10 protein-coding genes and 2 tRNA genes are annotated in these 8,933 nt (G+C 54.3%); 6 read left to right on the top strand and 6 right to left on the bottom strand.

Annotated features, from left to right (window positions below; genetic code table 11):
• Nucleotides 1–161 precede the first annotated feature (161 nt).
• Together OGW17_RS18280 and OGW17_RS18275 are read right to left on the bottom strand one after the other, a co-directional pair.
• Nucleotides 162–238 (bottom strand) — tRNA-Met (locus OGW17_RS18280).
• A gap of 151 nt (nt 239–389) precedes the next feature.
• Nucleotides 390–466, bottom strand: a tRNA-Met gene (locus OGW17_RS18275).
• Nucleotides 467–674: 208 nt separating this feature from the next.
• Between OGW17_RS18275 and mltA the strand changes: the two genes are divergently transcribed.
• Both mltA and tcdA read left to right on the top strand, forming a co-directional pair.
• Entirely contained in the window at nt 675–1,772 is a 1,098-nt protein-coding gene (gene mltA / locus OGW17_RS18270) for a murein transglycosylase A (RefSeq protein ID WP_012134931.1), read from the top strand.
• A gap of 139 nt (nt 1,773–1,911) precedes the next feature.
• Complete coding sequence (tcdA, locus tag OGW17_RS18265; protein ID WP_071257908.1) at nt 1,912–2,718, top strand: tRNA cyclic N6-threonylcarbamoyladenosine(37) synthase TcdA; 807 nt, start codon at nt 1,912–1,914, stop codon at nt 2,716–2,718.
• A gap of 77 nt (nt 2,719–2,795) precedes the next feature.
• Here the strand turns inward: tcdA and csdE are convergent, their stop codons facing one another.
• Nucleotides 2,796–3,242, bottom strand: coding sequence for a cysteine desulfurase sulfur acceptor subunit CsdE (gene csdE, locus OGW17_RS18260; protein ID WP_071257909.1), 447 nt, complete (start codon nt 3,240–3,242; stop codon nt 2,796–2,798).
• A complete protein-coding gene (gene csdA / locus OGW17_RS18255; RefSeq protein WP_058668035.1) occupies nt 3,242–4,447 on the bottom strand; it encodes a cysteine desulfurase CsdA in 1,206 nt (401 codons plus the stop codon). The genes csdE and csdA overlap by 1 nt, the downstream gene beginning before the upstream one ends.
• A gap of 198 nt (nt 4,448–4,645) precedes the next feature.
• On the opposite strand from csdA, the gene OGW17_RS18250 reads away from it, so the two are divergent.
• The 4 genes from OGW17_RS18250 (at nt 4,646) to rlmM (ending at nt 7,647) form a co-directional block, all read left to right on the top strand.
• Nucleotides 4,646–4,873 carry a YgdI/YgdR family lipoprotein gene (locus OGW17_RS18250; protein ID WP_024130904.1) on the top strand — a complete coding sequence of 76 codons (228 nt, stop codon included), beginning with the start codon at nt 4,646–4,648 and terminating at the stop codon, nt 4,871–4,873.
• 349 nt (nt 4,874–5,222) lie between these two features.
• Nucleotides 5,223–6,140 (top strand): glycine cleavage system transcriptional regulator GcvA, encoded by a 918-nt coding sequence (gene gcvA, locus OGW17_RS18245; protein WP_012134925.1) that lies wholly within the window; start codon nt 5,223–5,225, stop codon nt 6,138–6,140.
• A gap of 18 nt (nt 6,141–6,158) precedes the next feature.
• Nucleotides 6,159–6,554: a DUF423 domain-containing protein gene (locus tag OGW17_RS18240; protein WP_286452256.1), complete on the top strand. Its 396-nt coding sequence runs from the start codon at nt 6,159–6,161 to the stop codon at nt 6,552–6,554.
• Nucleotides 6,547–7,647: a 23S rRNA (cytidine(2498)-2'-O)-methyltransferase RlmM gene (gene rlmM / locus OGW17_RS18235; protein WP_012134923.1), complete on the top strand. Its 1,101-nt coding sequence runs from the start codon at nt 6,547–6,549 to the stop codon at nt 7,645–7,647. The genes OGW17_RS18240 and rlmM overlap by 8 nt, the downstream gene beginning before the upstream one ends.
• A gap of 82 nt (nt 7,648–7,729) precedes the next feature.
• Here rlmM and fucR read toward each other — a convergent pair whose 3' ends face one another.
• Nucleotides 7,730–8,452, bottom strand: coding sequence for an L-fucose operon activator (fucR, locus tag OGW17_RS18230; protein WP_012134922.1), 723 nt, complete (start codon nt 8,450–8,452; stop codon nt 7,730–7,732).
• A gap of 58 nt (nt 8,453–8,510) precedes the next feature.
• The gene (gene fucU, locus OGW17_RS18225; RefSeq protein ID WP_286452255.1) at nt 8,511–8,933 is read right to left on the bottom strand and encodes an L-fucose mutarotase; all 423 of its coding nucleotides are present in this window, start codon (nt 8,931–8,933) and stop codon (nt 8,511–8,513) included.

Here is an 8,933-nt window from a genome sequence, read left to right as displayed (position 1 = left end):
CCACCCCGCGTCCGTCTTTCTGCTTCGTATTTCAAACCACATCTGCGTTGGCTTTCCTCGTTCACCTCAGTCACTTACTGGAGTAAGCTCCTAAGGATTCACTGCGTCGCCGCCTTGTTGTGATTCGAACTACTTTGCAAAATATTACATCATATTTCAATTGGTTGCGGGGGCCGGATTTGAACCGACGACCTTCGGGTTATGAGCCCGACGAGCTACCAGGCTGCTCCACCCCGCGTCCGTCTTTCTGCTTCGTATTTCAAACCACATCTGCGTTGGCTTTCCTCGTTCACCTCAGTCACTTACTGAAGTAAGCTCCTAAGGATTCACTGCGTCGCCGCCTTGTTGTGATTCGAACTACTTTGCAAAATATTACATCAGATTTTAATTGGTTGCGGGGGCCAGATTTGAACTGACGACCTTCGGGTTATGAGCCCGACGAGCTACCAGGCTGCTCCACCCCGCGTCCGTGGATGCGCACTATACTCTGCTAACATTTTCATGCAACCCTTTTTTCACCCGGATCACGAAATTGGGATGATTGTGTGCAAAAACAACGCACTTTGGTACGTTTTTTGTGCGTAATTTGCGTCAGGGGAGCGCTTCGCATTTCATTAGGTTCGGGGGTTTGTTATCTTCATAGCGCAAGATTTACAGCTAAAAGACGAGAACTCATGAAAGGACGTTGGGCAAATTACCTTCTTATGGGGGCGGTGGTTGCAATGCTTGCCGCCTGTTCCTCTAAACCGACCGATCGCGGCCAGCAGTATAAAGACGGGAAGTTTACCCAGCCTTTCTCACTGGTGAACCAACCTGACGCCATTGGGGCGCCTATCAACGCAGGCGATTTCGCCGAGCAGGTCAACCAAATCCGCAGCGCGTCGCCGCGTCTGTATGGCAACCAGAGCAACGTCTATAACGCCGTGCAGGAGTGGTTACGTTCCGGTGGCGATACGCGAATGATGCGCCAGTTTGGTATTGATGCCTGGCAGATGGAAGGGGCGGATAACTACGGCAACGTCCAGTTTACCGGCTACTACACGCCGGTTATTCAGGCGCGCCATACCCGTCAGGGCGAGTTCCAGTACCCTATTTATCGCATGCCGCCAAAACGCGGCCGCTTACCGTCTCGTGCCGAGATCTATTCCGGCGCGCTGAGCGACAGCTACATTCTGGCGTACAGCAACTCGCTGATGGATAACTTCATCATGGACGTTCAGGGCAGCGGCTATATTGATTTTGGCGACGGTAGCCCGCTGAATTTCTTCAGCTATGCCGGGAAAAACGGCCATGCTTACCGCAGTATCGGCAAGGTGCTGATCGATCGCGGTGAAGTGAAGAAAGAAGATATGTCGATGCAGGCCATTCGCCACTGGGGAGAAACCCACAGTGAAGCGGAAGTGCGCGAGCTGCTGGAGCAAAACCCGTCATTCGTCTTCTTTAAGCCGCAATCTTTTGCCCCGGTGAAAGGCGCCAGCGCCGTGCCGCTTATCGGCCGTGCGTCTGTGGCTTCCGATCGCAGCATTATCCCGGCAGGAACAACCCTGCTGGCGGAAGTCCCGCTGCTGGATAACAACGGCAAGTTTAACGGCCAGTACGAACTGCGCCTGATGGTGGCGCTGGACGTGGGCGGCGCGATTAAAGGCCAGCACTTTGATATTTATCAGGGGATAGGCCCGGACGCCGGGCACCGCGCAGGCTGGTATAATCACTATGGGCGCGTCTGGGTGCTGAAAAACGCCCCGGGAACCGGTAACGTATTTAGCGGCTGATTGCCTGATGGCGGCTTCGCTGAAGATTTAAATCGTAGGCCTGATAAGCGTAGCGCCATCAGGCAAATCATGCCGGATGGCGTCGCAAGCGACGTATCCGGCCTACGATCGTATTACCCCTTTTTAATTCTGAGGTCGTATGTCTGTTGTAATTAGTGATGCCTGGCGCCAGCGTTTTGGCGGCACCGCCCGTCTGTATGGTGAAAAAGCGTTGCAGCTGTTTGCCGGTGCGCATATTTGCGTGGTCGGGATCGGCGGCGTCGGCTCCTGGGCGGCAGAGGCGCTGGCGCGTACCGGCATTGGCGCGATCACGCTCATCGATATGGATGACGTATGCGTCACCAACATCAACCGGCAAATTCATGCGCTACGCGATAACGTCGGTCTGGCGAAAGCCGAGGTGATGGCCGAGCGTATTCGTCAGATCAACCCGGAGTGCCGGGTGACGGTGGTGGATGACTTTGTCACGCCGGATAACGTCGCGGAGTATATGAGCGCAGGGTTTTCGTATGTCATTGATGCCATCGACAGCGTGCGGCCAAAAGCCGCGCTGATTGCCTGGTGCCGCCGAAATAAGGTTCCGTTAGTCACCACCGGCGGGGCGGGTGGGCAGATAGACCCGACCCAGATTCAGGTAACGGATCTGGCGAAAACCATCCAGGACCCGCTGGCGGCGAAACTGCGCGAACGGCTGAAAAGCGACTTTGGCGTGGTGAAAAACAGCAAGGGCAAACTGGGCGTGGACTGCGTGTTCTCAACGGAAGCGCTGGTTTATCCGCAGGCTGATGGTTCCGTATGTGCGATGAAAGCGACGGCGGAGGGGCCGAAACGAATGGATTGCGCCTCTGGATTCGGCGCAGCCACGATGGTAACTGCGACCTTTGGCTTTGTTGCTGTGTCTCATGCGCTGAAGAAGATGATGGCGAAGGCGGCGCGTCAGGCTTGATTGTGTCGGATGGCGCTATGCTTATCCGACCTACGGTTCGTGCGGTGTTGTAGGCCGGATAAGACGCATCAGCGTCGTCATCCGGCTTGCTGGGCAGCCTCAAGAATCGCGTTATTCAGCGCATGCAGCCCCTGGCTGCGCGATGCGCTAAGTTGTGTTGTTAAGCCTAACTCATCAAACAACCCCAGCGGCGAGTGCGCCAGCAGTTCCGCCGGGGTCTTTCCCTCTACCGCCGTGAGTAAAACCGCCAGCAAACCGCGTACAATACGCCCTTCGCTGTCACCGAAAAAGTGCAGCGTTCCCTTCTCTGACAGGGTATGCCCCAGCCAGACGCGGTTCTCACATCCTGCGATCTCTTTTGCCTGCGTTTTTAGCTCATCCGGCAATGCCGGGAGTTGCTTACCCAACAGAATAAGCTGGCGATACTTGTCCTCCCACTGCGAGAGCGGGATAAAGAGAGCGCGTAACGTCTCTTCCGTTACGGTCGTGCCAAACGGGTGTCCGGCAAAAAGAGGGCTTGTCATTAATCCACCAGTATTTCCAGCGCGCGGTCAACGGCGCTGACCAACGCATCCACATCATGCTTTGTATTATACGGCGCAAAAGAGGCGCGCAGGGTGCCCGTTACGCCAAGCGCCGCCAGTAGCGGCTGCGCGCAGTGCTGCCCGGCGCGCAGGGCGATGCCGTATTCGGCCAGTAACGTCACCATATCGCTGTGATGAACGCCGGCAAAATCGAAGGCCAGCAGGCTGGAGTCCTGGCAACGGAAAGAGCGGAAACCCGGACGCTTCGCCAGCGCGTCTTCCGCCAGCGTCGCCAGACCGCGACTCCAGCTTTCGGCCTGCGCCATATCCACTTCCGCCAGCCACTCCAGCGCGGCGCTAAGGCCAATAACTCCAGCCACGTTTGGCGTGCCGGCTTCCAGACGCCAGGGAACGGCCTGGGTTGTGAATCCTTCAAAATTGACTTCAGCGATCATCTTGCCGCCGCCGAGCCACGGGGACATCTCTTCCAGTAAGGCCGGTTTGCCGTACAGCGCGCCGATGCCCGTCGGGCCGTACAACTTGTGGGCGGAGAAGGCATAAAAATCAATATCCAGCTGCTGTACATCGGCGGGGAAATGCACCGCGCCTTGCGCGCCGTCAACCATCACCACCATCCCTGCCGCGTGCGCCAGCGTGATAGCGCGCGCCAGGTCCGGGCAGCCGCCCGTGACGTTCGACATCTGTCCCAGCGCCAGAATCCGGCTGCGTGGCGTGATGAGTTCAGGCAGACGCTCCACGTCGGGGAGGAAAAGGGCATTCAGGGGCAGTTTGACGATTTTTGCGCCCGTCTGCTGAGCGACCATCAGCCAGGGAACGAGATTCGCGTGATGCTCCGCTTCACTGACGATTATCTCATCGCCGGGTTGCAGGCGCGGGCGGGCATAGCATTGCGCCACCATATTGATGGCTTCCGTGGTGCCGCGTGTCCAGACAATCGATGCATCATCAGGCGCGTTCAGCCACTGCGCCACTTTGCCGCGCGCCGCTTCATAGCGTGCGGTTAGCCGCTGTGCCTCGGCGAACTGGCTGCGATGGACGTTTCCGGCGCTCAGGCTGTAGAACTGATGCGTGGCGTCGATCACGGCCTGAGGCTTAAGCGCCGTCGCGGCGCTGTCGAGATAAACGCCCGCATCGGTAAGGGCAGGAAATTGCGCGCGAAACTGCGCAGGATTGAAAGCGTTCATGGTATTCCTCAATTCAGTATACCGATCGTGGCGCAAAAAGGGCTGTGATACAAGGTTTGTCCTAACCATCGGAATTGTCTGGTTATCCTGGTGAAGTCAGGGAAGCAGGTTATGCTAAATAGTGTTAGGCGAATGTTTTTGCCTGTTACGGAACCCGTTTTATTTAGCATAAACAGCTTTAAGGAGAAGAAGATGAAAATGAAAAAGACTGCCGCAATGATCTCTGCATGTATGCTGACTTTTGCCCTGAGCGCCTGTTCCGGTCCGAATTATGTGATGCACACAAATGATGGCCGTACTATCGTGTCAGACGGTAAGCCAAAAACCGATGATGAAACCGGCATGATTTCTTATAAAGACGCTAACGGCAACAAACAGCAGATCAATCGTACTGACGTTAAAGAGATGGTCGAACTGGATCAGTAACCGGTCGGTCATGGACAAAAAAAAGCACCGCAATTGGCGGTGCTACATTAATCACTATGGACAGACAGGGTAAATGTACAGGAAGTGAAAAAGGGTAGCTTCGCTACCATGGTCTGAATCGCAGACCAATTGCAAACACAACAACACAACATCACAACCGTAAGCCAAAAGCCCATCAGAACACGCATTCCGATAAAACTTTTCGTTCCGGCTCAGGAAGTGTCGCCACTATAGGTATTTGCTGGTAGAACCTCAACGGACAAATTATAATGGCTCAGATTAAAAAAACTAATAGGTTACACAGGGTTACCTAATTGTTAAATTTATTTAACATCAAAGTCTAAAAGCCATGTCAAAACGATTACCACCCTTAAATGCATTACGTGTTTTTGATGCCGCAGCGCGGCATTTAAGCTTCACTCGCGCAGCAGAAGAACTTTTTGTGACACAGGCCGCAGTAAGTCACCAAATCAAGTCACTTGAGGATTTTTTGGGGCTAAAACTGTTCCGTCGTCGCAATCGTTCGCTTTTGCTCACGGAAGAGGGGCAGAGCTATTTCCTCGACATCAAAGAGATTTTTTCGCAATTAACCGAAGCGACGCGTAAACTTCAGGCGCGGAGTGCAAAAGGCGCGCTTACGGTCAGTTTATTGCCCAGTTTTGCGATCCAGTGGCTGGTTCCTCGACTCTCAAGCTTTAACTCAACTTATCCGGGAATCGATGTCAGAATTCAGGCCGTGGACCGTCAGGAAGATAAGCTGGCTGATGATGTCGACGTCGCTATTTTTTATGGGCGTGGCAACTGGCCAGGCTTGCGCGTCGAAAAATTGTACGCAGAATATTTACTGCCGGTGTGTTCACCGTTATTACTGACGGGCGATAAGCCGTTAAAGACGCCGGAAGATCTGGCAAAACATACATTACTGCATGATGCTTCGCGAAGAGACTGGCAGACCTATACGCGTCAGTTGGGGCTGAATCATATTAATGTGCAGCAGGGACCTATTTTCAGCCATAGCGCAATGGTGCTACAGGCTGCCATCCACGGACAGGGGGTTGCGCTGGCGAACAACGTCATGGCGCAATCAGAAATTGAAGCCGGGCGTCTTGTCTGTCCCTTTAACGACGTTCTGGTCAGTAAAAATGCTTTTTATCTGGTTTGTCATGACAGTCAGGCAGAACTGGGTAAAATAGCCGCCTTTCGTCAGTGGATTCTGACCAAAGCGGCCGCTGAACAAGAAAAATTCCGCTTTCGTTACGAACAATAATTTATTTAGGGTACTACCATGACCAGCCGTTTTATGCTGATTTTTGCCGCGATAAGCGGCTTTATCTATGTTGCTCTGGGTGCCTTTGGGGCGCATGTCCTGAGCAAAACTCTTGGTGTGGTTGAAATGGGCTGGGTCCAGACCGGCCTGCAATATCAGGCGTTTCATACGCTGGCTATTTTTGGCCTGGCGGTTGCGATGCAGCGACGCATTAGCATCTGGTTTTACTGGAGCAGCGTTTTTCTGGCGTTAGGTACGGTGCTGTTTAGCGGCAGCCTGTATTGCCTGGTGCTGTCTCATTTACGCCTGTGGGCGTTTGTTACTCCTGTCGGCGGCGTGAGTTTCCTGGCAGGCTGGGTGCTGATGTTAATTGGCGCCATCCGTTTGAAACGTAAGGGCGTTGGTCATGAATAAGGTTGTATTGTTGTGTCGCCCTGGTTTTGAAAAGGAGTGTGCTGCTGAAATAACGGATAAGGCGGCGCGTCGGGAAATCTTTGGCTTCGCTCGTGTTAAAGACAATGCCGGGTACGTCGTCTTTGAGTGCTATCAGCCGGACGATGCTGAAAAAATAGTAAAAGAGTTGCCTTTTTCCTCGCTCATTTTTGCGCGTCAAATGTTCGTCGTCGGCGAGCTGCTGCGCGACCTGCCGCCGGACGATCGCATTACGCCGATTGTCGGGATGCTACAGGGCGTTGTGGAAAAAGGCGGCGAGCTGCGTGTTGAAGTCGCAGACACCAATGAAAGCAAAGAGTTGATGAAGTTTTGCCGTAAATTTACGGTGCCGCTGCGGGCCGCGCTGCGCGACGCGGGGATTCTGACAAACTATGAAACGCCAAAGCGTCCGGTGGTGCATGTTTTCTTCATCGCGCCGGGCTGCTGTTATACCGGGTATTCGTATCCTGACAACAACTCGCCGTTCTATATGGGGATTCCGCGGCTGAAATTCCCGGCCGATGCGCCAAGCCGTTCGACGCTGAAGCTGGAAGAAGCGCTGCATGTTTTTATTCCGGCCGATGAGTGGGATGAACGTCTGGCGAACGGGATGTATGCCGTGGATTTAGGCGCCTGCCCTGGCGGTTGGACCTACCAGTTAGTGAAGCGCAACATGTGGGTTTACTCTGTCGATAACGGCCCAATGGCGCAGAGCCTGATGGATACCGGGCAGGTGACCTGGCTGCGCGAAGATGGATTCAGATACCGTCCGAATCGCAATAACATCTCGTGGATGGTGTGCGATATGGTGGAAAAGCCTGCTAAAGTTGCCGCGCTGATGGCGCAGTGGTTAGTAAACGGCTGGTGTCGCGAGACGATCTTCAATCTCAAGCTGCCGATGAAAAAACGCTATGAAGAGGTGTCGCAGAACCTGGCATACATTCAGGCGCAGCTTGATGAACACGGCATTAACGCGCAAATTCAGGCGCGACAGCTGTATCACGATCGTGAAGAAGTGACCGTGCATGTCCGTCGGCTGTGGGCCGCCGTGGGCGGGCGTCGCGACGAGCGGTAATACGATGGATTGCCGGATAGCGGCGTAAATGCCTTATCCGGCCTGCGCCGGGTATTTGTTGGCCTGATAAGCGGCAAGGCTATCAGGCATGAATTACCCCCTGGCGCTCATCGGAAATGATGTGCGTCACATCATCCAGATGCCCGATGCAGGCCTCTCCCGAGCGGTTGAGCTTACTCTTGTCGATCAACAATAAAGACTGTGATGCGCGCTTAAGCAGCGTGGATTTGAAATCCGCGTTGATCGTATTTGAGTCCCAGAGCGCGCCGCCGCGGTCGATCCCCTCGCAGGAAAAAATAAACAGGTCAATGTCGAGCGGCTTAAGCTGAGAGATAAGCGACGGATTGACGTAGCAGCCATATTTACGCTCAAGCTGGCCGCCGGAACTGATGAGCTGAATATGCTCGCGTTTGCCCAGCTCCTGGCAAATCGGGTGACTGTTGGTAAAGACGTGAATATCAATGTCCGGCAACTGGCGGGCCAGATACCAGCAGGTTGAGCTGGCGTCCAGAGCGATCACCATGCCCGGTTCTATCCATGCCAGCGCCTCCCTGGCGATATCCGCCTTATGCGCATAGTGGCTTTTCAGCCGGATGTGGAACGGGTCGCCGCTGTCCTGGTTTTCCCGGTGAATATACTTGGCGCGCCCGTGATTGCGCAGCACTTTTCCCTGCGCCTGTAGCTCGCTGAGATCGCGGCGAATGGTCTCTTTGCTGACGTTAAGCTGTACTGACAGCGCCTCGGTGGTCAGACTTTTATGGTTGATCAGCAGGTCTACTATCGCTTGTTGGCGTGCCGCTTTCATCTTTTCTCACCCCATCATTCGATGAACGCCCGCATCATGCGGGCGCACCGGCAAGAGATTACGGCGTTACCCCTTTTTTTAAAAGAATATTCCCGTACTTCGCGCACTCTCCTGTGATAACGATCGCAAAGGCTTTTTGCGCCCGCTCATAAAACGCATAGCGGTCGATGCGGACAATCTCCGGGCACGGCGTCTGTAATGAGAGCGCATCGCGATAACGTGCTTCAACCGTCGGGTCGAGCGAATCGCCCTCTACGGCGGCCATCATCACCAGCGGCGGCGCGTAGCTGTCCAGTTCAAACAGCGGGATAATCGCCCGGAGCAGATCGCTGACTTTCAGACCATCTGCGCGAATAATCTGCGGTCCCATGCTGTGCGCGGGAAAGTGGGCATCGGAAAAAATAATCTCATCCCCGTGCCCCATTTCAGCCAGCACTTTCAGTAACTCAGGGGATATTAATGGCGAAATAGTTTTTAGCAT

Source organism: Citrobacter sp. CK181 (genome assembly GCF_030333595.1).
Lineage (GTDB): Bacteria > Pseudomonadota > Gammaproteobacteria > Enterobacterales > Enterobacteriaceae > Citrobacter_B > Citrobacter_B koseri.
The sequence above is the reverse complement of the archived record's forward strand: the minus strand, read 5'-3'. Positions and strand labels throughout refer to the sequence as shown.